This is a genomic window from Mycobacterium sp. (assembly GCF_035506235.1).
In the GTDB taxonomy this organism is placed as follows: domain Bacteria; phylum Actinomycetota; class Actinomycetes; order Mycobacteriales; family Mycobacteriaceae; genus Mycobacterium.
The window spans coordinates 1-23,637 of sequence record NZ_DATJPU010000260.1 but is presented as its reverse complement, the minus strand read 5'-3'; the positions used below and the strand labels follow the sequence as shown (position 1 = coordinate 23,637).

Sequence of the window (23,637 nt, the reverse complement as noted above, 5' to 3'; positions counted from 1 at the left end):
CAAGGCCCACGTCTCCAAGCCGGTCGTCGGTTACGTCGCGGGATTCACCGCCCCGGAGGGCAAGACGATGGGCCACGCGGGCGCGATCGTGTCCGGCTCGTCGGGCACCGCGGCCGCCAAGAAGGAGGCCCTGGAGGCGGCTGGCGTCAGGGTGGGCAAGACCCCGTCGGAGACGGCCGCGCTGGCCCGGGAGATCCTGGGCAGCCTGTAAGTGACCTTCGACCCGCGCACGCCCGTCGTCGTCGGTGTCGGTCAGGCCGCCGAGCGCATCGACGACCCCGGTTACCGGGCGATGTCACCCGTGGAGTTGGCCGCCGCCGCCGCCTCGGCCGCCGTGGCCGACTGCGGGGCCGACGCCGCGTCGGTGGCCGCGGCCGTCGACATCGTGGCCGGCGTCAGGCAGTTCGAGATCTCCGGGCCCGTCGCCTCCGCTGTGCTGGGGCGGTCGAACAACTACCCGCGCTCGGTGGCCGAGCGGATCGGGGCCGAGCCCGCTCGCGCGATCCTCGAGATCGTGGGGGGCCAGGGGCCCCAGCATTTGATCAGCGAGCTGGCCGCGGAGATCGCGGCCGGTGGGTCGCAGGTGGCCCTGGTCTTCGGGTCCGACGCGACCTCGACGCTGCGGCACTTCGCCCGCGCCGAGCAAAGGCCGGACTTCACCGAGACCGTCGACGGTGACCTGGACGACCGCGGCCACGGCATCGAGAAACTCATCTCGCGCTACACGGTTGTCCACGGCCTTACCAGCGCCCCGATCCAATACGGGTTGCTGGAAAATGCCCGGCGGGCCGGGACGGGGCTTGGGCCCGCGGAGTATCGGCGGCAGATGGGTGAGCTCTTCGCGCCCTTTACCAAGGTCGCTGCCAGCAATCCGTTCGCCGCCGCGCCGGTGGAGCGCACCGTCGACGAACTGGTCACCGTGACCGAGGCCAACCGGATGATTGCGGAGCCCTACCCGCGGCTGATGGTGGCGCGCGACCAGGTCAACCAGGGTGCGGCCGCGCTGCTGATGTCGGTCGAGGCCGCGCGGCGCCTGGGGGTGCCCGAGGAGAACTGGGTGTACCTGCACGGGCACGCCGACCTGGAAGAGCAGCCGCTGCTGGAGCGCCCGGACCTCGGGCACGCCCCGTCGGCCGTCATGGCGGTGCGCGAGGCGCTGGGCATGGCCGGCATCGGCGTCGACGACGTCGCCACCTTCGACCTCTATAGCTGCTTTCCGGTGCCGGTGTTCAACATCTGCGACGGCATGGGCATCGCGCCCGACGACCCGCGCGGGCTCACCCTGACCGGCGGGCTACCGTTCTTCGGCGGTGCCGGCAACAACTACTCGATGCACGCCGTTGCCGAGACGATCACCCAGATGCGAAACCTGCCAGGGCAATTCGGCCTCGTCGGCGCCAACGGCGGCATCCTGAGCAAGTACTCGGTCGGGGTTTACTCCACAGCACCCGTCGAATGGACGCCCGACCGCAGCGCGCAGCTGCAAGCGCAGGTCGCCGGCTGGCCGACGCAGGCGGTGACCGAAACCGCCGACGGCGCCGGCACCGTCGAGACATACACGGTCCGGCGCGACGACGGACGCCCGACCGGCATCGTCATCGGCCGGCTCGACGACGGCAGCCGGTTCCTGTCGACCACCGAGGACGAGGAACTGATCGCGCTGCTGATCGACGGCGATCCGCTCGGGCAAGCGGTCCGCGTGCGCTCCTTCGACTACGGCAATCGCTGCTACTAACAGCGGTGTTCGCCGGGCCCCGCCCGGCCACCAGACGCGTAAGCTGCCGCCGCACGGCGTGTCGCGGGGCTTCCGCGTCTCCTCGCGCTAAACGAGGGCGGCCAGCTTGCCGGCCAGCCGCTCCACGTAGGCGGCGACCTCGTCGTCGGGGCGGTCCGGCAGGCCGAACAGCACCTCGGTCACGCCGAGCTCGGCCCAGCGCGCCAGCTTCTCGGGAATCGGCTTGAAGTCCAGCGCGACGATCTGCGGGGCTCCGGCCCGGCCGGCCGCGGCCCAGGTGTCCTGCAGCAACTTGACCGGCTCGTCGATGTCGAGGTCGCGCGGGGTGGTGATCCAGCCGTCGGCGCTGCGGGCGATCCACTTGAAGTTCTTCTCGTTGCCCGCCGCGCCGACCAGCACCGGGACGTGTGACTGCACCGGTTTGGGCCAGGCCCAGCTGGGCCCGAACTTGACGAACTCGCCGTCGTAGGCGCCTTCTTCCTCCGTCCACAAAACCCGCATCGCCTCGATGTACTCGCGCAACATCGTGCGGCGCCGCCCGGGCGGCACCCCGTGGTCGGCCAGCTCGTCGGTGTTCCACCCGAAGCCGACGCCGAGGCTTACCCGGCCCCCCGAGAGGTGGTCAAGGGTGGCAATGCTTTTCGCCAACGTGATCGGGTCGTGCTCGACGGGCAGGGCTACCGCCGTCGACAGGCGCACCCGGGAGGTGACGGCGCACGCGGCGCCCAGACTTACCCACGGGTCCAGCGTGCGCATGTAGCGGTCGTCCGGCAGCGATGCGTCGCCGGTCGTGGGGTGCGCCGCCTCGCGCTTGACCGGGATATGGGTGTGTTCCGGCACGTAGAACGTCTGAAAGCCGTGGTCGTCGGCGAGCTTGGCCGCTGCCGCCGGGGAGATGCCACGATCGCTGGTGAAAAGCACAAGGCCGTAATCCATGCACAGGATTAGAACGTGTTCTACCTGCGCTCGGCAAGCGGCGCGGGTCGGCGCTGGTCGCACCCACAGACCGGTCGCTCCCGCACACCCGCCCCAAGGTGCGCTAGCGTGGTTGGTCGATCGCGCCGCAACGCAACATGGGGAAGGTGTTCGTCGAAGTGGTGCGCCTGGAAGCACAGCGTCGCACTGCAATGTGGCGCCGCTAAGAAGCAACAGGAGGAGTCATGACCTACTCGCCCGGTAGTCCCGGATATCAACCCGCGCAGCCCGGCGGCTCCTACGCAGGCGCCACACCGTCCTTCGTCAAGACCGACGACGGCGAAAGCAAGCTTCCGCTGGCCTTGAACGTCGCCGTGGTGGTACTCGGCCTCGCGGTCTACCTGCTGAATTTCGGGCCGACCTTCGTCATCGGCGCCGACCTCGGCCCCGGCGGCGGACGCGCCGGTGACGCCGGTACCGCGGTCATCGTCGCGGTGCTGGCCGCCCTCCTGGCGGCAGTCAGCTTGCTGCCCAAGGCCAAAAGCTACGTGGCGATCGTCGCGGTGGTCGCGGTGCTGGGCGCGCTGATGGCCATCACCGAGACCGTCAACACGCCCGCCGGATTCGGCATCGGCTGGGCGATGTGGCCGTTGGTGGGCTGCAGCGTTCTCCAGGCCTTCGCCGCCATCGGCGCGTTGCTGCTCGACTCCGGCGTCATCACCGCCCCCAGCCGGCGGCCCAAGTACGACCCGTACGCGCAGTATGGCCAGTACGGGCAATACGGCCAGTACGGGCAGTACGGACAGCAGCCTTCGTATTACGGTCAGCCGGGTGCCCCGCAGCACGCGGGACACCAGTCCCACAACCCGCAGGAGACGCCGCAGCCTTCCTCGTATGGCTCCCAGTACGGGGGTTATCGGCAGAGCCAGGCCCCTACCCAGGCTTCGATCCCGACGTCGACCGGCGGATTCGGCGCTCAGCCGCAGGCGGGCGCGCAGCAGCACGGCCCGTCGACGCCGCCCACCGGCTTCCCCAGCTTCAGCCCGCCGCCCCCCTCGGCCGCAAGTGGCGCCGAGTCCCAGGCCGGTTCGGGTTCGGTCGACCACCCCAGCAACACCGGGGGCCAGCCGGCCCACGGCCAGGAGCAGCAGCAGTCGCCGTCATCACCGTCTGGGCCGGCGCCCGCCTGACCCCGCGCCCTCGCGCGTAGTCGGGCACGTGCGCCGAGAGTGAAAAGGGTGTCAGAAAGCGAGGACAACCGGGCGGCCGGCGCTCGCCAGGCGCGCGACCTTGTCCGGGTGGCGTTCGGCCCGGCCGTGGTGGCACTGGGCATCATCGCGGCGGTCACGCTGCTGCAGTTGCTGATCGCCAACAGCGACATGACCGGCGCGTTGGGGGCTATCGCCAGCATGTGGCTGGCGGTGCACCAGGTGCCGATCTCGATCGGTGGGCGCGAGTTGGGGGCGCTGCCGCTGCTGCCGGTCCTGTTGATGGTCTGGGGCACAGCGCGCAGCAGCGCCCGGGCCACGTCTCCGCAGTCGTCGTGGCTGGTGGTCCGCTGGGTGATCGCATCGGCGCTGGGCGGCCCCCTGTTGATGGCGGCGATCGCGCTGGCGGTGATCCACGACGCGTCGTCGGTGATCACCGAGCTGCAGACGCCCAGCGCCCTGCGCGCGTTCGCGAGCGTTCTGGTGGTGCACGCCATCGGCGCCGGGATCGGCGTGTGGTCCCGGGTGGGGCGGCGCGCGCTGGCGGCGTCCGCGCTGCCCAATTGGCTCGGTGATTCGCTGCGCGCCGCGGCGGCCGGTGTGCTGGCGCTGGTCGGGCTCTCCGGCCTGGTGACCGCAGGGTCGCTGATCGTGCACTGGGCGACGATGCAGGAGCTCTACGGGATCACCGATTCGATATTCGGCCAGTTCAGCCTCACCGTGCTGTCCGTGTTGTACGCGCCCAACGTCATCGTCGGCACGTCGGCGGTCGCCGTTGGATCCAGTGCCCACCTGGGCTTCGCGACGTTCAGCCCGTTCACCGTGTTCGGCGGCGACATCCCGGCGCTGCCGATCCTGGCCGCGCTCCCGACGCCGCCGCTGGGGCCGGTATGGGTCGCGCTGCTCATCGTCGGCGCGTCGTCCGGTGTTGCGGTGGGGCAGCAATGCGCGCGGCGCGCGCTGCCGCCGCTTCCGGCGATGGCCAAACTGCTGGTCGCATCCGTCGTCGGTGCGCTGGCGATGTGCTTGCTCGCCTACGGCGGTAGCGGTCGGCTCGGCAATTTCGGCTACGTCGGCGTCGACCAGGGGACCTTGCTGGGAGGGGTGTTCTTCTGGTTCGCGGTCGTCGGCGGAATCACGGTGGTGATGGCCGGCGGGATCCGGCCCGTCCGGCTCAGAAGGCTCAGGCGGCCCAAGGCCGACGTTGATGAGCCGGCGGACTTTGCGGGGCTATTCGAAGAGCCGGACGGCGCGCCGCACGAGGAGCCGGCCGGCGACGACGCCGCGGAGGACGCTGTGGCCCCCGAAGACGTCGCCGACGACGAGAAGCCGCTGCCCGAGTGAAGGACCCTGCGCTGAGCGCGGCGACACGCCGGGTGATAAGGCGCAGGACGCAGAATCGACGCGCCGACTCCTCCCAGTAGGCTCGCCGTTGTGCAGCCACCGCTTCACGTGCCCCCCAGTGCGCCGGCGCGGGTGGTGGTGCTGGCCTCGGGCACCGGTTCGCTGCTGGCCGCACTGATCGACGCCGCCGCCGGTGACTACCCGGCCCGCGTGGTCGCCGTCGGCGCCGATCGCGACTGCCCGGCCATCGACATCGCCGCGGCGGCGTCGGTGCCCACCTTCACCGCCCGGCTGGCAGACCACCCCGACCGCGGCGCCTGGGACGCGGCCATCACCGAGGCCACCGCGGCGCACGCGCCCGATCTGGTGGTGTCGGCCGGCTTTATGAAAATCCTTGGGCCGCAATTTCTCTCACGCTTCGACGGGCGGATCGTCAACACCCATCCCGCGCTGCTGCCCGCGTTCCCCGGCGCGCACGGGGTGGCCGACGCGTTGGCCTACGGCGTCAAGGTCACGGGCTGTACGGTGCACCTGGTAGATGCCGGCACGGACACCGGGCCGATCCTGGCGCAGCGGTCCGTCCCCGTGCTGGACGACGACAGCGAAGAGAGCCTGCATGAACGCATCAAAGTCACCGAACGGCAGCTGCTGGTGGACGTGGTGGCCGCGATCGCGACCCGCGGCATGACCCTGGTAGGACGAAAGGCGACCCTGGGATGAGCGCAGCATGAGCACCGACGAGGCAAGGAGGCCGATCCGCCGCGCGTTGATCAGCGTGTACGACAAGACCGGGCTGGTCGAACTGGCCCGGGGGCTCGCGGCTGCCGGCGTGGAGATCGTCTCGACGGGCTCGACGGCGAAGACCATTGCCGACAAAGGGATTCCGGTCACCCGCGTCGAGGAACTGACCGGCTTCCCCGAGGTGCTCGACGGCCGGGTCAAGACGCTGCACCCGCGGGTGCACGCCGGGCTGCTGGCCGATCTGCGCAAACCCGAGCACCAAGCGGCGCTCGAGCAGCTCGGAATCGCGGCGTTCGAACTGGTCGTGGTCAACCTGTATCCGTTCAGCGAGACCGTCGGCTCCGGCGCGGGCATCGACGAGTGCGTCGAACAGATCGACATCGGCGGACCGTCGATGGTCCGGGCCGCCGCGAAGAACCACCCCAGCGTGGCGGTCGTCACCGACCCGCTCGGCTATGACGGAGTGCTCGCCGCGGTGCGCCACGGCGGATTCACCCTCGCCGAGCGCAAAAGGCTGGCGTCGCTGGCGTTTCAGCACACGGCGGACTACGACATCGCGGTCGCCGGCTGGATGGAGTCGACGCTAGCCCCCGAGCATCCGCCCACGGCGTTCCCGCAGTGGTTCGCCGGCAGCTGGCGGCGCTCGGCGATGCTGCGCTACGGCGAGAACCCACACCAGCAGGCGGCGCTCTACAGCGACCCCGGCGCGTGGCCGGGCCTGGCGCAGGCGGAGCAGCTGCACGGAAAAGAGATGTCCTACAACAACTTCACCGACGCCGACGCGGCCTGGCGGGCCGCCTTCGACCATGAAGAGATCTGCGTGGCGATCATCAAGCACGCCAACCCCTGTGGGATCGCGATCTCGTCGGTCTCGGTCGCCGACGCGCACCGCAAGGCCCACGAGTGCGATCCGCTGAGCGCCTTCGGCGGGGTGATCGCGGCCAACACCGAGGTCAGTGTCGAGATGGCGGATTACGTGAGCACCATCTTCACCGAGGTGATCGTCGCACCCGCCTACGCGCCGGGCGCCGTCGACGCGTTGACGCGCAAGAAGAACATCCGCGTGCTGGTGGCCTCCGAGCCGCTGGCCGGCGGCACCGAGCTGCGCCCGGTCAGCGGGGGGCTGCTGGTGCAACAGCGCGACGAGCTCGACGCGCACGGTGACAACCCCGCGAACTGGACCCTGGCGACCGGGTCGCCGGCGGACCCGAACACCTTGGCCGACCTGGTCTTTGCGTGGCGCGCCTGCCGCGCGGTCAAGTCGAACGCGATCGTGATCGCGGCCGACGGCGCGACCATCGGCGTCGGCATGGGTCAGGTCAACCGGGTCGACGCCGCCCGGCTGGCCGTTGAAAGAGGGAATGCACGCGGGGGCGACCGGGTCCGCGGCGCCGTCGCGGCCTCCGATGCGTTCTTCCCGTTCCCCGACGGGCTCGAGACGCTGACCGCCGCCGGGGTGAAGGCGGTGGTGCATCCGGGCGGATCGGTGCGCGACGACGAGGTGACCGCTGCGGCGGCCGGCGCCGGCGTGACCGTGTATCTCACCGGCGCCCGCCACTTCGCTCACTGAACGTTCGGCGCGTGGGGCGTGCAGGCAGCGCGTAGCGTGGAGTGGTGCCATCACCGAGCAGCCTCCCCCGCACGGTCGGCGAACTGCATGCCGCCGGTCATCGTGAACGGGGAGTCAAACAGGAAATCAGGGAAAACCTGCTGACCGCGCTGGCCGAGGGAGACGAGGTCTGGCCGGGCATCCTGGGTTTCGACGACACCGTGCTGCCCCAGCTGGAGCGGGCCCTGATCGCCGGCCACGACTTCGTGCTGCTGGGCGAGCGCGGCCAGGGCAAGACCCGGCTGCTGCGAGCGCTGGTCGGGCTGCTCGACGAGTGGACGCCCGTGATCGACGGGGCCGAACTGGGTGAGCATCCGTACCGGCCGATCACGCCGGAGTCGATCCGGCGGGCCGCCACGCTGGGCGACGACCTGCCGGTGTCGTGGAAGCACCGCAGCGAGCGCTACACCGAGAAGCTGGCCACCCCCGACACCAGCGTCGCCGACCTGGTCGGTGACATCGACCCGATCAAGGTCGCCGAGGGCCGCAGCCTCGGTGATCCGGAGACGATCGCCTACGGGCTGATCCCGCGCGCGCACCGCGGCATTGTCGCGGTCAACGAGCTGCCCGACCTCGCCGAGCGCATCCAGGTTTCGATGCTCAACGTCATGGAGGAGCGCGACATCCAGGTCCGCGGTTACACGCTGCGCCTGCCGCTGGACGTGTTGGTGGTGGCCAGCGCCAACCCCGAGGACTACACCAACCGGGGCCGCATCATCACGCCGCTCAAGGACCGGTTCGGCGCGGAGATCCGCACCCACTACCCGCTGGAGCTCGAGGCTGAGGTGGGCGTGATCGTGCAGGAAGCCCACCTGAGCGCCCAGGTGCCCGACTACCTCATGCAGGTGATCGCGCGGTTCGCCCGCTACCTGCGGGAGTCCAACTCGGTCGATCAGCGATCCGGAGTGTCGGCGCGATTCGCGATCGCGGCGGCCGAGACCGTCGCCGCCGCCGCCCGGCACCGCGGCGCGGTGCTCGGGGAGACGGACCCGGTGGCCCGGGTGGTCGACCTGGACACGGTGATCGACGTCCTGCGCGGCAAGCTGGAATTCGAGTCCGGCGAGGAGGGCCGCGAACAGGCGGTGCTGGAGCACCTGCTGCGGCGCGCGACGGCCGACACCGCCGCCAGGGTCCTCGGGGGAATCGACGTCGGCTCGCTGGTGTCCGCGGTCGAGGGCGGTTCGGCGGTGACGACGGGCGAGCGGGTGTCGGCCAAGGACGTGCTGGCCGCGGTTCCGGGCCTGCCCGTCGTGGAAAGGATCGCGGCCAAGCTGCACGCCGAATCCGAAGGCGAGCGCGCCGCGGCACTGGAACTGGCGCTGGAGGCGTTGTATCTGGCCAAGCGGATCGACAAAGTGTCCGGGGAAGGCCAAACCGTCTATGGCTAAGCCTGTTTCGAAAGGGCACTCCTCGCGTTACTCGGCGTACACCGGCGGGCCCGACCCGCTGGCGCCGCCGGTGGATCTGCGTGAGGCGCTAGAACAGATCGGTCAGGATGTGATGGCCGGCACCTCCCCGCGACGCGCGCTGTCCGAGTTGCTGCGCCGCGGCACCAAGAACATGCCCGGCGCCGACCGGCTGGCGGCCGAGGCGAACCGGCGGCGGCGGGACTTGTTGCGCCGCAACAACTTGGACGGCACCCTGCAAGAGATCAAGAAGCTGCTCGACGAGGCCGTACTGGCCGAGCGCAAGGAGTTGGCCCGCGCGCTGGATGACGACGCCCGCTTCGGCGAGCTGCAGCTGGACGCGCTTCCGGCGTCGCCGGCCAAGGCCGTGCAGGAGCTGTCAGACTACAACTGGCGCAGCGCGGAGGCGCGCCAAAAGTACGAGCAGATCAGGGATTTGCTCGGCCGCGAGATGCTGGACCAACGCTTCGCCGGCATGAAGCAGGCGCTGGAGGGCGCCACCGACGAGGATCGCCAGCGCGTCAACGAGATGCTGGACGACCTCAATGAGCTGCTGGACAAGCACGCCCGCGGGCAGGACTCGCAGCAGGACTTCGAAGAGTTCATGGCCAAGCACGGCGAGTTCTTCCCGGAGAACCCGCGCAATGTGGAGGAGTTGCTGGACTCGCTGGCAAAGCGCGCCGCCGCGGCGCAACGCTTCCGCAACAGCCTGAGCCCCGATCAGCGCGCCGAGCTGGACGCGCTGGCGCAGCAGGCATTCGGGTCTCCGGCGTTGATGGAGGCGTTGGGGCGGCTCGATGCGCACCTGCAGGCCGCTCGGCCGGGCGAGGACTGGACCGGGTCCGAGCAGTTCTCCGGGGACAACCCGTTCGGCATGGGCGAAGGCACCCAGGCGATTTCCGACATCGCCGAACTGGAGCAGCTGGCCGAGCAGCTGTCGCAGAGCTATCCGGGCGCCACCATGGACGACGTCGATCTCGACGCGCTGGCACGCCAACTCGGCGACCAGGCGGCCATCGATGCCCGCACCCTCGCCGAACTGGAACGGGCGCTGGTCAATCAAGGCTTCCTGGACCGCGGTTCCGACGGCCAGTGGCGGCTTTCGCCGAAAGCGATGCGCCGGCTCGGCGAGACGGCGTTGCGCGATGTGGTGCAACAGCTTTCCGGACGCCGCGGCGAGCGCGACCATCGGCGCGCGGGGGCCGCGGGTGAGCTGACCGGCGCGACCCGGCCCTGGCAATTCGGTGACACCGAGCCGTGGAACATTTCCCGCACGCTGACCAACGCGGTGCTGCGGCAGGCGGGCACGACGACTATCGGCGGGCCGATCCGGATCAGCGTCGACGACGTCGAGGTCTCCGAAACCGAGACACGCACCCAGGCCGCCGTGGCGCTGCTGGTGGACACCTCGTTTTCCATGGTGATGGAGAATCGCTGGCTGCCGATGAAGCAGACGGCGCTCGCGCTTAACCATCTGGTGTGCACGCGATTTCGTTCGGATGCCCTGCAGATCATCGCCTTCGGCCGTTACGCCCGCACGGTGACGGCGGCCGAGCTGACCGGCCTGGAGGGGGTCTACGAGCAGGGCACCAACCTGCATCACGCGCTGGCGCTCGCGGGTCGCCACCTGCGCCGGCACCCCAACGCGCAGCCCGTCGTCCTGGTCGTGACCGACGGCGAGCCGACCGCTCACCTGGAGGACTTCGACGGGGACGGCTCCGCGGTGTTTTTCGACTACCCGCCGCACCCGCGGACCATCGCGCACACCGTGCGCGGATTCGACGACATGGCAAGGCTCGGCGCGCAGGTGACGATCTTCCGGCTGGGCAACGATCCCGGCCTGGCCCGGTTTATCGACCAGGTGGCCCGGCGCGTCGAGGGGCGAGTCGTGGTGCCCGATGTCGACGGCCTGGGCGCCGCGGTGGTCGGCGACTACCTGCGGTCTCGGCGCCGTCGCTAGCCGTCTTCGACCAACGGGGATAGGTGCTTTCTCGACCGGGTACACCGACCGAGAAGGAGGATACGTATGAGCAAGGTTCCAACGATCGAACTCAACGACGGGGTGAGCATCCCGCAGCTTGGTTTCGGCGTGTTCCAGATCAAGCCCGACGAGACCGCGGCGGCCGTCAAGCGCGCCCTCGACATAGGCTACCGGCACATCGACACCGCGGAGATGTATGGCAACGAGAAGGAAGTCGCCCAGGGCATCCGGGATGCCGGTCTCGACCGCGCCGAGGTGTTCGTTACCAGCAAGCTGAACAACGGCTTTCACAAGCCGGACGATGCGCGCCGCGCGTTCGACAAGACGCTGGAGGCGTTGAATTCCGATTACGTCGACCTGTTCCTCATTCACTGGCCGCTGGCCACGCTCTATGGGGGCGACTTCGTGTCCACCTGGAAGGTGCTCGAGGAGTTCGCAAAGGATGGTCGGGCCCGCAGCATCGGTGTTTCGAACTTCCAGACCGCACACTTGGATCGGCTCGCCGCGGAGACTGTCACCGTCCCGTCGGTCAACCAGATCGAGGTGCATCCGTACTTCACCAACGAGCAGGTCCGCGCGTACGGCCGCGAGCACGGCATCGTCACCGAGGCGTGGTCGCCGATCGCCCAGGGCAAGGTGCTCGGCGATCCGGTGATCACCCGCATCGCCGACGCGAGCGGCAAGTCGCCGGCGCAGGTGGTGCTGCGCTGGCACATCCAGCGCGGCGACGTCGTCTTTCCCAAATCGGTGACGCCGGAACGGATTCAAGCCAACTTCGAGCTGTTCGACTTCGAATTGGGCGACTCCGAGATGGACGCGATCACGGCGCTGGACAAGGGCGAAGCGGGCAGGCGGGGCCCCAACCCCGACCAGTTCGACTACATACCGGGCTAGCTGTACCCAGTGGAACGCTTGCGGCGCAACGCTTCCGGCCGCAAGACGCCGGTCATCCGCGGGGCCGGCGGGCCCTGCGCTTGATCCCCACACCGCCCCACAGCGAGAAGCCGTGGATGTTCACCTTCGGCGCGCCCGGCGTCCCCTGGCCGAGCACGCTGTGGTCGAAGCCGCCCATCACGCCGTGCCCGTGGATCTCGACGTTGACTTCGGGCGGCAGCAGGATGTTTTGCACGCCCATGATCGAGATCGCGTGGATGTCGACCTCGGTGGAGGTGAAGTCGGCGTAGCGCAGATCCACTACGCCGCTGCCCCAGAGGGTGAAGGTGGTCAGCTTCTTCGGTACGTTCCAGCGGCCGCGCCGCTCGAACCCGCTCAGCAGCGCCAGCAGCAACATCGATGGCGCGGGATTGGGTTTGCCGCCCCTGCGCGGGCTCAAGATCGCACCCGGCAGGTCGGCCCTGAGCTGGTCAAGCTCCTCGTACGTGGTCGCCGCGTAAGCCCGCGTCAGGCGGTCCTCGTAGTCCTTCAGCTGCAGCCGGCCCTGCTCCGCGGCGTATGTGAGCAACTGCGCGACCTGGATGCGATCCGTATCGGCCGCGCGCGACGCTTCGTCACGCGTGTCCTGGGTGTCGCGGGTGTCGCGCTGCGCGGAGTTGCTCATCATCCACGAGCGTACGACGTAGAAGTTTTGCTGCAAGAGGGTTGGCTAAACTGCAATGTTCTTCCCCGGGTCTGGCCCTGACCCGGGCGCGTTTTTGCCGCTCGCGCGGCCCGCTAGACGTTGGCCCAATTGGGCCGGCGCTTCTGCAGGAATGCCAGCATGCCTTCGCGAGCCTCGTCGGAGACGAACAGCCGGGCCGATTGCTCGGTGAGCCGTTCGGCGTCGCGGTCGAACCCCTCCAGCACGGCGGCGGTGGTCAGCGCCTTGGACGCCGCAAGGCCCTGGGGCGAACCGCGGCTCACGTCGGCGACCAACTTCTCCACCGCGGCGTCGACGTCGTCGGCCGCGATCGTGACGAGCCCGATTTCCGAGGCTACCTCCGCATCGAAGGTCTCGCCCGTCAGGTAATAGCGCGCCGCGGCCCGCGCCGACATCTTCGGCAACAGCGTCAGCGAGATGATCGACGGGGCGACGCCGATCCGGGCTTCGGTCAGCGCGAAGGTGCTGCGCGGGCCGGCGACCGCGATGTCGCAGGCGCCGACCAACCCGAAGCCGCCGGCCCGGACATGCCCGTCGACCGCGGCGATCACCGGCAGCGGGCAGGAGACGATCGCGCGCAACAGCGCCGTCATCTCCCGGGCCCGGGCCACCGCCATGTCGTATGCCGATGGTGGCGACCCGCCACGCGGGTCGCCACCGCCGGCCTCACCGAGGTCCGCCCCGGCGCAGAAGGTGCCACCCGCGTGGCCGAGCACCACCGCCCGCACCGCCGGATCCGACTCGGCGTCACGCAGCCCCTGGTGCAACTGGTTGACCAGGGCGGTGGAAAGGGCGTTGCGGTTATGCGGAGAGTTCAGCGTCAGCCGCGCGAAGGGACCGCCGGCATCGGACGGCCCGGCATATTCGACGAGACGATTTTCCATCAGTGAGGCTTCAGTAGCTTCGAGGCAGGCCCAGCGAAGTCTGCGCCACGAAGTTGAGGACCATCTCCCGACTGATCGGGGCGATCCGCCCCAGCCGGGCCGAGGCGAGCATGGCGGCCACGCCGTACTCCTTGGTCAGCCCGTTGCCGCCCATCGACTGCACGGCCTGGTCGACCGAGCGGGTGGCCGCCTCGGCCGCCGCGTACTTGGCCATGTTGGCCGCCTCGGCCGCGCCCGCGTCGTCACCGCTGTCGTAGAGCGTGGCGGCCTTCTGCATCATCAGCTTGGCGAGCTCGACCTCGATGTGGCACTGCGCCAAGGGATGCGACAGGCCCTGGTGCGCGCCGATGGGGGTGGACCAGACCTGGCGGGTCTTGACGTAGTCGACGGCCTTGTTCAGCGCGAAGCGTCCCATGCCCACCGAGCTGGCCGCCCCCATGATGCGCTCGGGATTCAGGCCGGCGAAAAGCTGTGCGATGGCGGCGTCTTGGGCCCCGACCAGCGCATCGCCGGGCAGCCGGACGTCGTCTAGGAAGACCTGGAACTGACGCTCGGGGCTGATCAGCTCCATCTCGATCGGGGCGTAGGTGAAGCCGGGCGCGTCGGTGGGCGCCACGAACAGCGCCGGGCGGAGAGATTCGGACTTCGCCCCTCCCTCTTTGAAGGCACGCGCCACCACCAGCACCGCCTGCGCCTGGTCGATGCCGGAGATGTAAACCTTCTGCCCCTTGAGGATCCAGTCGCTGCCGTCGCGGCGGGCCGTTGTGGTGATCCTGTGCGAGTTCGAGCCGGCGTCCGGCTCGGTGATCGCGAACGCCATCGTCAGCGAGCCGTCGGCGATCGCGGGGATCCAGCGCTTCTTCTGCTCTTCGGTGCCGAACTTGCTGATGATCGTGCCGTTGATGGCGGGCGACACCACCATCAGGAGCAGCGCGCTGCCCGCGGCCGCCATTTCCTCCATCACCAGCGACAGCTCGTACATTCCGGCGCCGCCCCCGCCGTACTCCTCGGGCAGGTTCACCCCGAGGAAGCCGAGCTTGCCCGCCTCCGACCACAATTCGGTGGTGTGCTCGTGCGCGCGGGCCTTCTCGAGGTAGTACTCGCTGCCATAGTTTGCGGCCCACCCGGCCACCGCTTTGCGCAGCGCCCGGCGCTCCTGGTTTTCAATGAAGCTGGTGTCGATGAAGCTGGTTTCGGTCACCGTGAATCTCCTTCTGCTTCGGGCGCTCCCACTCTTGCCAGGACGGCGCCCACTTCGACTTGCTGACCGGTCTCGACGTTGAGCTCGGCGAGCACGCCGTCGGAGGGTGCGGTGATGGTGTGTTCCATCTTCATGGCCTCCAGCCAGATCAGTGGCTGCCCGGCGGTGACGGTGTCGCCGACCACGGCGCCGAGGCGGATGACGTTGCCCGGCATGGGCGCTACCAGGGAGCCCTTTTCGACGGTCGAACCCGGCTCCGGGAACCGTGGCAGGGCGACCAGGTGAACGGGTCCGCGCGCCGAGTCGACGTAGACGTCGTCACCGTGTCGAGCGACCGCGAAGGTGTGCTCCACCCCCTCGTCGGACAGCACGACCCGATCCGCCGCGGCGGAAACCAGCTGCACCGCCGTGTCACCGGGCAGCGTCAATCCGGTTCTGCTGAAACGGTATTCGACGCGCTGCTCGATGTCGCCGTCATCGCGGTAGCTCTTGACCTGATAGCCCGACGCCAGGTTTCGCCAGCCGCTGGGCACCGGGCCGAGGACGGGTGCCGCCGCGCGGTTACGGGCGGCGTCGGCAAGGGCGGCGGCGATCGCGGACAACCGCACGACCGTCGCGTCGGCCAGGGATGCCGACAACCGCTCCAGGCCGTGCGTGTCGAAAAACGCCGTGTCGGTGGCGCCGTCGAGGAATGCGGGATGTCGCAGCACGTTGACCAGCAGCTCGCGGTTGGTGCGGACGCCGTGCAGTCGGGCGCGGGCGAGGGCGTCGGCGAGGACCAGCGCCGACTGGCGGCGCGTCGGGGCATACGAGATGACCTTGGCCAGCATCGGGTCGTAGTGGATCGAGACGGTGAAGCCGTCGACGATGCCGGAGTCCAGCCGGATCCCGGTCCGGTGCCCCAGCGGAGCGAACTCGGCCCGGACCGCCGGCACCTCGAACGTGTGCATCACGCCGGCCTGCGGTTGCCAGCCGCGCGCGGGGTCCTCGGCATAGAGCCGGGCCTCGATCGAATATCCGCGGGCCGCAGGGGGTTCCGCTGGGAGCCGGCCGCCCTCGGCGACGGCGAACTGCAGTTCGACCAGGTCGAGCCCGGTGGTCTCCTCGGTCACCGGGTGCTCGACCTGCAGCCGGGTGTTCATCTCCAAGAAGTAGAACTCGCCGTCATCATCGGCGAGGAACTCCACCGTGCCGGCGCCGGTGTAGCCGATCGCGGCGGCGGCCAGCCGGGCCGCGTCGAACAGCTTGGCCCGCATGCCCGGGATGCGCTCGACCAGCGGCGAGGGCGCCTCCTCGATGATCTTTTGGTGGCGGCGCTGAATCGAGCACTCGCGCTCCCCGACGGCCCACACCGTGCCATGCGTGTCGGCGAGCACCTGGACCTCGACGTGGTGTCCGGTGGGCAGGTAGCGCTCGCAGAAGACGGTCGAGTCGCCGAATGCGGATTGCGCCTCACGCCGGGCCGCCTCGACTTCGCCGGCGAGAGAAGACAATTCGCGCACCACCCGCATGCCGCGTCCGCCACCGCCCGCGGAGGCCTTGACCAGCACCGGCAGCTGCGCCTCGGTGACCGCCTCGGGGTCGAGTTCGTCGAGCACCGGAACCCCGGCGGCGGCCATCAGTTTCTTGGATTCGATCTTTGAGCCCATCGCCCGCACCGCGTCCACCGGCGGCCCGATCCAGGTCAGCCCGGCCGCCTGCACCGCGGACGCGAAATCGGCGTTCTCCGAGAGGAACCCGTAGCCGGGATGCACCGCGTCGGCACCGGCGGCCCGGGCGGCGGCGATGATCGCCTCGGCGTTGAGGTAGTCGTTCGTCTTGGGCAGCCGCACCCGCGCGTCGGCCTCGGCGACGTGCGGCGCGGCGGCGTCGGGGTCGGTGTAGACGGCGACGGTGGAAAGGCCCAGCCGCCGGCAGGTGGCGAACACCCGCCGGGCGATCTCGCCGCGGTTGGCGACCAGCACTCGAGTAACCATCGGGCTCACATCCGGAAGACGCCGAAGTTCGACGTCCCCTCGATCGGGCCATTGGCGACGGCGGACAGGCACATTCCCAGCACCGTGCGGGTGTCGCGCGGGTCGATCACGCCGTCGTCGTAGAGCATCCCGGACAACACCAGCGGCAGCGACTCGGCTTCGATCTGCCCCTCCACGGCCGCGCGCATCGCGGCGTCGGCCGCCTCGTCGACCTGCTGGCCGCGTGCCTCGGCGGCCGCGCGGGCCACGATGGACAAGACGCCCGCGAGCTGGGCGCCGCCCATCACCGCGGATTTGGCGCTGGGCCAGGCGAACAGGAACCTCGGGTCGTAGGCCCGGCCGCACATGCCGTAGTGGCCCGCGCCGTAGGAGGCGCCGATCAACAGCGAGATGTGCGGGACGGTCGAGTTGGAGACGGCGTTGATCATCATCGACCCGTGCTTGATCATCCCGCCTTCCTCGTAGTCCTTGCCCACCATGTAGCCGGTGGTGTTGTGCAGGAACAACAGTGGCGTGTTCGAGCGGTTGGCCAGCTGGATGAACTGGGTCGCCTTCTGCGACTCCTCGCTGAACAGCACACCGCGCGCGTTGGCCAGGATGCCCAGGGGGTAGCCGTGCAGCCGGGCCCAGCCGGTCACCAGCGACGAGCCGTACATCGCCTTGAATTCGTCGAATTCGGAGCCGTCGACGATGCGGGCGATCACGTCCCGGGGGTCGAACGGCACACGCAGGTCGGCGGGCACGATGCCGATCAGCTCCTCGGCGTCGAACAGCGGGTCGGTCACGGGCCCCGGAGCCGGTCCCCGCTTGACCCAGTTCAGCCGGGCCACGATGCGGCGCCCGATGCGGATGGCGTCGAGCTCGTCGGCGGCGAAGTAGTCTGCCAATCCCGAAGTGCGCGCGTGCATTTCGGCGCCGCCCAGCGATTCGTCGTCGGACTCTTCGCCGGTGGCCATCTTGACCAGCGGGGGACCGGCAAGGAACACCTTCGAGCGTTCCTTGATCATCACGACGTGATCGGACATGCCGGGAATGTAGGCGCCACCGGCGGTGGAGTTGCCGAAAACCAGCGCGATGGTGGGAATCCCGGCCGCCGACAGGCGGGTCAGGTCGCGGAACATCTGCCCGCCGGGGATGAAGATCTCCTTCTGGGTGGGCAGGTCCGCGCCGCCGGATTCCACCAGCGAAATGACGGGCAGCCGGTTTTCGAATGCGATCTGGTTGGCCCGCAGTATCTTTTTCAGGGTCCATGGGTTGCTGGTGCCGCCCTTGACCGTCGGGTCGTTCGCGACGATCAGGCATTCCACGCCCGACACCACGCCTATGCCGGTGACCGTGCTGGCGCCGACGGTGAACGCGCTGCCGTAGGCCGCGAGCGGGCTGAGCTCCAGGAACGGCGAGTCCGGGTCGACGAGTAGCTCGATGCGTTCCCGGGCGGTCAACTTGCCGCGGGCGTGGTGGCGGTCGACGTACTTGGGTCCGCCGCCGGCAAGCGCTTTGGCGAGTTCGGCGTCGATCTCGTCGAGCCTCGACATCGCCGTCGACGCCGCGTCGGTGTAGCCGGCGGTGTTCGGGTCGAGGGTGGACTGCAGCTTGGTCATATGGCGCCGCTCCTCTCCCCCGCAAGCGGGAGGTGCCCCCACATCGCTGCGTCCCCCGCAAGCGGGAGGTGCCCCCACTGCATCGTCGCCGGCGCGGTCATGATTGGAACCCCAGGGTTTTCGCGGCCAGTGACGTGAGGATCTCGGTGGTGCCGCCGCCGATGCCCAGGATCCGCATGTCCCGGTATTGGCGTTCGACTTCGGATTCGGCCATGTAGCCCATGCCGCCGAACAGCTGCACGGCCTGGTTGGCCACCCACTCCCCGGCCTCGACGGCGGTGTTCTTGGCGAAACACACCGGCGCGATCAGGTTCGCCTCGCCGGCGAGCTGTCTTTCCACAACGTTGCGCGCATACACCCGCGCGACGTCGATGCGGCGGGCCATCTCAGCCAGGGTGTTCTGCACCGACTGCCGCGAGATCAGCGGGCGGCCGAACGTCTCCCGGTCGCGGCACCACTGCACCGTCAGGTCCAGGCACCGCTGCGCACTCGAATAGGCCTGCGCGGCAAGACCGATCCGCTCGGCGACGAAGGCCTGCGCGATCTGGGCGAATCCGCTGTTCTCGGCGCCGACGAGGTTGGCCGCCGGCACGCGCGCGTCGGTGTAGGACAACTCGGCGGTGTCCGATGACCGCCAGCCCATCTTGTCCAGCTTGCGGGTCACCTCGAAACCCGGCGTGCCCTTCTCGACCACCAGCAGCGAAACCCCCGCGGCGCCGGGGCCTCCCGTGCGCACCGCGGTGACGACGTAGTCGGCGCGCACCCCGGAGGTGATGTAGGTCTTCGCGCCGTTGACGACGTAGTGATCGCCGTCCAGGACGGCGCTGGTGCGCAAGTGCCCGACGTCCGAACCGCCGCCGGGCTCGGTGATCGCCAGCGAACCGATCTTCTCGCCGGCCAGCGTCGGCCGCACGAACGTCTCGATCTGCCGCCGGTCACCCGAGGCGATCATGTGCGGCACCGCGATGCCGGAGGTGAACAGCGACGCGAAGACGCCGCCGGGGGCGCCGGCCTGATGTACCTCCTCGCAGATGACCACCGCGTCGGCGCCGTCGCCGCCACCGCCGCCGACCGATTCGGGAAAGCTCGCGCCCAGAAGGCCGGCCGCCCCGGCCCGCCGGTGCAGGTCGCGCGGCAGGTCGCCGGTGCGCTCCCACTCGCCGGCGTTGGGCAGGATTTCGCGTTCGGTGAAGGAGCGCACCGTCTTTCGCAACTGTTCGCGCTCGGGCGTGGTCCAGATACTCACAACAGGCTCTCCGGGATGTCGAGGTAGCGGCCGCGCAGCCATTCGCCCAGCCCCTTGGCCTGGGGATCGAATCGCGCCTGATAGGCGACGCCCTGACCGAGGATGCCGTCGACGACGAAGTTCACCGCGCGCAGATTGGGCAGCACGTGGCGGGTGACGTCGAAGTGGGCCGCCTCGGGCAGCAGCTCCTTGAACAGCTCGACCGTCAGGGTGTTGGCCAGCCAGCGCCACTGCTCGTCACCGCGCACCCAGACCCCGACGTTGGCCGACCCGCCCTTGTCACCACTGCGGGCGCCGGCGATCCGGCCGAGCGGCACCCTGCGCGCCGGACCCGGCGGCAACGGCTCGGGCAGCGGCGGGGGAGCGGCGGGTAGCAGCTCCAAAGTATCTGTGGCGCAAGGGATTTCGACTCGGCCGCCGTCGGCGTGCACGGCGATGTGCGGGACCTGGCGGGCGTCGACGTAGCCCGGGCTGAACACACCGTAGACCTGGCCGTCGCCCGGGGGTGCGGTCACGTGGAAGCCGGGGTAGCTGGCAAGCGCCAATTCCACCGCAGCCGAGGAGAATTGGCGCCCGACGTTGGCGGGGTCGGGGTCGCGGACCACGCAGTGCAGCAGCGCGCTGGCGGCCTCCTCGGTGTCGGCGTCGGCATGGTCGGTGCGGGCCAGCGACCACTGCAGCTCCGCGGGCTTCACCGGCAAAGCGGTCTCCAGCTGGCGGCGCACCAGGTCGGCCTTGGCCTCGATGTCCAGCCCGGTCAGCACGAACGTCATGGCGTTGCGGAACCCGCCGATGCTGTTCAGCGACACCTTGTACGTCGGCGGCGGCGGTTCGCCGCGCACCCCGGCGATGCGGACCCGGTCGGGGCCGTCGGACGACAGCGCGACGGTGTCCATCCGGGCGGTGACGTCGGGGTTGGCGTAGCGGGCACCGGTGACCTCGTAGAGCAATTGCGCGGTGACGGTGTCGATGCTGACCAGGCCGCCGGTGCCGGGATGCTTGGTGATCACCGACGAGCCGTCGGCGTGGACCTCGGCCAGCGGGAAACCGGCGTGGGTCAGATCGGGTATCTCCGTGAAGAACGAATAGTTGCCGCCGGTGGCCTGCACGCCGCATTCGATGACGTGGCCGGCCACCACCGCACCCGCAAGCGCGTCGTAGTCGGTGCGGCCCCAGCCGAAGTGCGCCGCCGCGGCGCCGACGATCACCGAGGCGTCGGTGACCCGGCCGGTGACGACGACGTCGGCGCCGTCGTTGAGGCAGTCGACGATGCCCCACGCGCCCAGGTAGGCGTTCGCGGTCAGCGGGGCGCCCAGCCCCAGCTCGGCGGCGCGCGGCTGCACGTCGTCCCCTTCGACGTGCGCGACGCGCGCCGGGACTCCCAGGCGCTCGGCCAGGGCGCGGATCGCGTCGGCCAGGCCGGCCGGGTTCAGGCCGCCGGCGTTGGCGACGATGCGAATCCCGCGGTCGTGGGCCTCGCCCAGACAACCCTCGAGTTGGGTCAGGAAGGTCTTGGCGTAGCCGCGGTCGGGGTGCTTCATCCGGTCGCGGCCCAGGATCAGCATGGTGAGTTCGGCCAGGTAGTCACCGGTGAGGTAGTCCACGTCTCCGCCGGTGAGCATCTCTCGCATCGCCGACAGCCGGTCGCCGTAGAACCCGGAGCAGTTCGCGATCCGGACGGCTTCGCGACCAGGAGCAGAGGCCATGCAGTCCTCCAATCTGCGATTCACCGGCGAGCGCAAAGCAACCAACCAACCGGTAGGTTAGCGGGTACCCGCGGTGCCGCGTCAAGGTGCCCGCTCGCCCGTCCGGTCGCGACACTGACTGAGGTATACGACACGCCCGCGCCAGCTTCGGTCTCGCGGCAGGCGAGCCATCCCTGGCGTCGTTTTGGCGACCAGCCGGCCACCGACTATCCTGATGGGCAATCGTCGCACGTTCGGCCCGATCGGCCACGCCGCGCGACAAGCCCCCGACACGAGGAGTCAGGCCCGACCATGGCCGTACCCAAGCGCAGGATGTCGCGCGCGAACACCCGGAGCCGCCGCGCCCAGTGGAAGGCCGAGAAGACCGAGCTCGTCGGCGTCACGGTGGCCGGCCAGAAGCACAAGGTGCCCCGCAGGCTGCTCAAGGCGGCCCGCCTCGGTCTGATCGATTTGGACCGGCGTTAATCTCGGCAAATACGCGGCGAGCCTCTCAGGCCGCTCTCAGGCGCTAGGACGAAACTAGTGGCCGTGCGCATACTTGTCGTCGACGACGATCGCGCGGTGCGCGAGTCGCTGCGCAGGTCGCTTTCGTTCAACGGGTACTCGGTGGAGCTGGCCCATGACGGGCTCGAGGCCCTGGACATGATCGCCAGCGACCGCCCCGACGCGCTCGTCCTGGACGTGATGATGCCGCGTTTGGACGGCCTCGAGGTGTGCCGTCAGCTGCGCAGCACGGGCGACGATTTGCCGATCCTGGTGCTCACCGCCCGCGATTCGGTGTCCGAGCGGGTCGCCGGCCTGGACGCGGGCGCCGATGACTACCTGCCTAAGCCGTTCGCCCTCGAAGAGCTGTTGGCCCGCATGCGGGCGCTGCTGCGGCGCACCAAGCCCGACGACGACGCCGAGTCGGTGGCCATGACCTTCTCCGACCTGAGCCTGGACCCGGTGACGCGCGAAGTCACCCGCGGGCACCGCCGGATCAGCCTGACCCGCACCGAGTTTGCGCTGCTGGAGATGCTGATCGCCAATCCGCGCCGGGTGCTGACGCGCAGCCGCATCCTCGAGGAGGTGTGGGGATTCGACTTTCCCACCTCCGGCAATGCGCTGGAGGTCTACGTCGGCTACCTGCGCCGCAAGACCGAGGCCGAAGGCGAGCCCCGACTGATCCACACGGTGCGCGGGGTGGGTTACGTCCTTCGGGAGACCCCGCCGTGATGGCCCACGCCCAACGATGATCCGGTTGCATCGGCACCGGCGCGCGCCGCTGCCACCCACCAGCTCGCTGTCCCTGCGATGGCGGGTGATGCTGCTGGCGATGTCGATGGTGGCGATGGTCGTCGTGCTGATGTCCTTCGCCGTCTACGCGGTGATTTCGGCCGCGCTCTACAGCGACATCGACAACCAGTTACAGAGCCGGGCGCAGCTGTTGATCGCCAGCGGCTCGCTGGCCGCCGATCCGGGGAAGGCCATCGAGGGCACCGCGTATTCGGACGTCAACGCCATGCTGGTGAACCCGGGCCACGCCGTCTACAGTGCCAACCAGCCCGGCCAGACGCTGCCGGTCGGAACCACCGAGAAGGCCGTCATCAGCGGCGATTTGTTCATGTCGCGGCGCACCGTGGCCGATCAACGAATACTGGCCATCCACCTGCCCAACGGCAGCTCATTGCTGATCTCCAAGAGCCTGAAGCCCACCGAGGCGGTCATGACCCAGCTGCGCTGGGTGCTGTTCATCGTCGGCGGCATCGGTGTCGCGGTCGCCGCGGTGGCCGGCGGCATGGTCACCCGGGCCGGGCTGCGTCCCGTGGCTCGCCTGACCGAAGCCGCCGAGCGGGTGGCGCGCACCGACGACCTGCGGCCCATCCCGGTGTTCGGCAGCGACGAATTGGCCAGGCTCACAGAGGCTTTCAATCTGATGCTGAGGGCGTTGGCCGAGTCCCGGGAGCGGCAGGCGCGGCTGGTCACCGACGCCGGACACGAACTGCGCACCCCGCTGACCTCGCTGCGCACCAACGTCGAACTCCTGATGGCCTCGATGGAGCCCGGGGCGCCGCGGCTACCCGAGCAGGAGATGGTCGACCTGCGCGCCGACGTGCTGGCGCAAATCGAGGAATTGTCCACTCTGGTAGGAGATTTGGTGGACCTGACCCGTGACGATGCCGGCCAAGTCGTGCACGAGACGGTTGACATGTCCGAGGTGATCGATCGGAGCCTGGAGCGAGTGAGGAGGCGGCGCAACGACATTCACTTCGATGTCGACGCGATACCCTGGCAGGTCTACGGTGACGCCGCCGGGCTCTCCCGCGCTGTGCTGAACCTGATGGACAACGCGGCCAAGTGGAGCCCGCCGGGTGCCCACGTCGGCATCACGATGCGGCAACTCGACCCGACGCACGCCGAGCTGGTGGTGTCCGACCACGGCCCCGGTATCCCCCTGCACGAGCGCCGCCTGGTGTTCGAGCGCTTCTACCGGTCGACGACGGCGCG

At 69.6% G+C, this 23,637-nt stretch carries 19 protein-coding genes and 1 pseudogene; 12 read left to right on the top strand and 8 right to left on the bottom strand.

Annotation, left to right across the window (positions count from 1 at the left end; all coding sequences use genetic code 11):
• Positions 1–211, top strand: a pseudogene (locus VMD50_RS24330) (succinate--CoA ligase subunit alpha); the annotation flags it as partial.
• Positions 212–1,735 carry an acetyl-CoA acetyltransferase gene (locus VMD50_RS24325; protein WP_325431561.1) on the top strand — a complete coding sequence of 508 codons (1,524 nt, stop codon included), beginning with the start codon at positions 212–214 and terminating at the stop codon, positions 1,733–1,735.
• An 87-nt stretch (positions 1,736–1,822) separates the two neighbouring features.
• On the opposite strand, the gene VMD50_RS24320 is transcribed toward VMD50_RS24325, so the two are convergent.
• Positions 1,823–2,671 (bottom strand): LLM class F420-dependent oxidoreductase, encoded by an 849-nt coding sequence (locus VMD50_RS24320; protein WP_325431559.1) that lies wholly within the window; start codon positions 2,669–2,671, stop codon positions 1,823–1,825.
• Positions 2,672–2,895: 224 nt separating this feature from the next.
• Here VMD50_RS24320 and VMD50_RS24315 point away from each other — a divergent pair, with 224 nt between their 5' ends.
• From VMD50_RS24315 to VMD50_RS24285, 7 genes are all read left to right on the top strand, one after another.
• Positions 2,896–3,840 carry a DUF5336 domain-containing protein gene (locus VMD50_RS24315; protein WP_325431557.1) on the top strand — a complete coding sequence of 315 codons (945 nt, stop codon included), beginning with the start codon at positions 2,896–2,898 and terminating at the stop codon, positions 3,838–3,840.
• 39 nt (positions 3,841–3,879) lie between these two features.
• Complete coding sequence (locus VMD50_RS24310) at positions 3,880–5,202, top strand: cell division protein PerM (protein ID WP_325431555.1); 1,323 nt, start codon at positions 3,880–3,882, stop codon at positions 5,200–5,202.
• A gap of 90 nt (positions 5,203–5,292) precedes the next feature.
• Positions 5,293–5,922: a phosphoribosylglycinamide formyltransferase gene (purN, locus tag VMD50_RS24305; RefSeq protein WP_325431553.1), complete on the top strand. Its 630-nt coding sequence runs from the start codon at positions 5,293–5,295 to the stop codon at positions 5,920–5,922.
• 7 nt (positions 5,923–5,929) lie between these two features.
• On the top strand, positions 5,930–7,513 hold the full coding sequence (purH, locus tag VMD50_RS24300; RefSeq protein ID WP_325431551.1) for a bifunctional phosphoribosylaminoimidazolecarboxamide formyltransferase/IMP cyclohydrolase: 1,584 nt from the start codon (positions 5,930–5,932) through the stop codon (positions 7,511–7,513).
• 41 nt (positions 7,514–7,554) lie between these two features.
• Positions 7,555–8,940 carry an ATP-binding protein gene (locus tag VMD50_RS24295; RefSeq protein WP_325431549.1) on the top strand — a complete coding sequence of 462 codons (1,386 nt, stop codon included), beginning with the start codon at positions 7,555–7,557 and terminating at the stop codon, positions 8,938–8,940.
• Complete coding sequence (locus tag VMD50_RS24290) at positions 8,933–10,918, top strand: vWA domain-containing protein (RefSeq protein ID WP_325431547.1); 1,986 nt, start codon at positions 8,933–8,935, stop codon at positions 10,916–10,918. The genes VMD50_RS24295 and VMD50_RS24290 overlap by 8 nt, the downstream gene beginning before the upstream one ends.
• Before the next feature lie 66 nt (positions 10,919–10,984).
• Positions 10,985–11,833 (top strand): aldo/keto reductase, encoded by an 849-nt coding sequence (locus tag VMD50_RS24285; RefSeq protein WP_325431545.1) that lies wholly within the window; start codon positions 10,985–10,987, stop codon positions 11,831–11,833.
• Positions 11,834–11,885: 52 nt separating this feature from the next.
• Here VMD50_RS24285 and VMD50_RS24280 read toward each other — a convergent pair whose 3' ends face one another.
• The 7 genes from VMD50_RS24280 to VMD50_RS24250 all read right to left on the bottom strand — a co-directional run bounded on the left by VMD50_RS24280 (position 11,886) and on the right by VMD50_RS24250 (position 21,150).
• Positions 11,886–12,497 carry a DUF1707 SHOCT-like domain-containing protein gene (locus VMD50_RS24280; RefSeq protein ID WP_325431543.1) on the bottom strand — a complete coding sequence of 204 codons (612 nt, stop codon included), beginning with the start codon at positions 12,495–12,497 and terminating at the stop codon, positions 11,886–11,888.
• Between the two features lie 113 nt (positions 12,498–12,610).
• The gene (locus tag VMD50_RS24275) at positions 12,611–13,420 is read right to left on the bottom strand and encodes an enoyl-CoA hydratase family protein (RefSeq protein WP_325431541.1); all 810 of its coding nucleotides are present in this window, start codon (positions 13,418–13,420) and stop codon (positions 12,611–12,613) included.
• A 10-nt stretch (positions 13,421–13,430) separates the two neighbouring features.
• A complete protein-coding gene (locus VMD50_RS24270; protein ID WP_325431563.1) occupies positions 13,431–14,603 on the bottom strand; it encodes an acyl-CoA dehydrogenase family protein in 1,173 nt (390 codons plus the stop codon).
• Positions 14,604–14,617: 14 nt separating this feature from the next.
• Positions 14,618–16,597 carry an acetyl/propionyl/methylcrotonyl-CoA carboxylase subunit alpha gene (locus VMD50_RS24265; protein WP_325431539.1) on the bottom strand — a complete coding sequence of 660 codons (1,980 nt, stop codon included), beginning with the start codon at positions 16,595–16,597 and terminating at the stop codon, positions 14,618–14,620.
• Positions 16,598–16,602: 5 nt separating this feature from the next.
• Positions 16,603–18,198, bottom strand: a complete 1,596-nt coding sequence (locus VMD50_RS24260; protein ID WP_325431537.1) for an acyl-CoA carboxylase subunit beta — start codon at positions 18,196–18,198, stop codon at positions 16,603–16,605.
• 97 nt (positions 18,199–18,295) lie between these two features.
• A complete protein-coding gene (locus VMD50_RS24255; RefSeq protein WP_325431535.1) occupies positions 18,296–19,444 on the bottom strand; it encodes an acyl-CoA dehydrogenase family protein in 1,149 nt (382 codons plus the stop codon).
• Positions 19,441–21,150 carry an acyclic terpene utilization AtuA family protein gene (locus VMD50_RS24250; protein WP_325431533.1) on the bottom strand — a complete coding sequence of 570 codons (1,710 nt, stop codon included), beginning with the start codon at positions 21,148–21,150 and terminating at the stop codon, positions 19,441–19,443. The genes VMD50_RS24255 and VMD50_RS24250 overlap by 4 nt, the downstream gene beginning before the upstream one ends.
• Before the next feature lie 291 nt (positions 21,151–21,441).
• Here VMD50_RS24250 and rpmF point away from each other — a divergent pair, with 291 nt between their 5' ends.
• From rpmF to VMD50_RS24235, 3 genes are all read left to right on the top strand, one after another.
• Positions 21,442–21,615, top strand: a complete 174-nt coding sequence (rpmF, locus tag VMD50_RS24245) for a 50S ribosomal protein L32 (protein WP_293343857.1) — start codon at positions 21,442–21,444, stop codon at positions 21,613–21,615.
• A gap of 63 nt (positions 21,616–21,678) precedes the next feature.
• The gene (mprA, locus tag VMD50_RS24240) at positions 21,679–22,365 is read left to right on the top strand and encodes a two-component system response regulator MprA (protein WP_325431529.1); all 687 of its coding nucleotides are present in this window, start codon (positions 21,679–21,681) and stop codon (positions 22,363–22,365) included.
• Positions 22,366–22,381: 16 nt separating this feature from the next.
• On the top strand, positions 22,382–23,637 hold a 1,256-nt coding region (locus tag VMD50_RS24235), incomplete at its 3' end, for a sensor histidine kinase (protein WP_325431527.1).